The organism is Carnobacterium sp., assembly GCF_032094055.1.
Taxonomy (GTDB): Bacteria; Bacillota; Bacilli; order Lactobacillales; family Carnobacteriaceae; genus Carnobacterium_A.
In genome coordinates, this window is the sequence record NZ_DAMDAK010000025.1 from 27,906 (window position 1) to 28,424 (window position 519).

Genomic DNA, 519 nt, shown 5'->3' on the forward strand with positions numbered 1-519 from the left:
AGGAAACGTTTGCTCTATCCAGCTGAGCTATAGAACCAAATACTAACATCTTTCATTTTCTCACGACTTCGAAAAATTGTCTAGTAAATTAAGCAGATGTTTTCAGAAAAACTACATAATGTAAAACTGCAAATTAAATCTTTAAAAGAAAAGGAAATCTATCTAAAAATAAAAAAGAATGAAACATTTCTAAATTAAATTAATTAACCATGCTATACTAAGTAAAAAAAGATTGTTTTTTAAGAAAGGAAAGGTACTCATGGAACGTGGAACTTTTCAATTAATGAAATCCGTAAATAAATCCGTTGTATTAAATAAAATCCGTTTAGCTGAACCAATCTCGCGCGCTCAAATTGCAAAAGAAACAGGCATCACTCCGCCAACTGTCAGCACAATTGTAAAAGAATTGATCAACGAGAACCTGGTTGAAGAAAGTATTCTCGGGGAATCTAAAGGCGGTCGTAAACCGACTATGCTATTGCTGAAACGAAACGGACATCATGTTATCGGAATAGATGC

Annotated in this window: 1 protein-coding gene and 1 tRNA gene (1 of these 2 cut by a window edge); one reads left to right on the forward strand and one right to left on the reverse strand. The window is 33.1% G+C overall.

Features of this window, described 5'->3' with window-relative positions; translation table 11 throughout:
* Positions 1-37 (reverse strand) — tRNA-OTHER (locus RT405_RS05710); it reaches 49 nt to the left of the window's first position.
* 222 nt (positions 38-259) lie between these two features.
* On the opposite strand from RT405_RS05710, the gene RT405_RS05715 reads away from it, so the two are divergent.
* On the forward strand, positions 260-519 hold a 260-nt coding region (locus RT405_RS05715; protein WP_313468315.1), incomplete at its 3' end, for a helix-turn-helix domain-containing protein.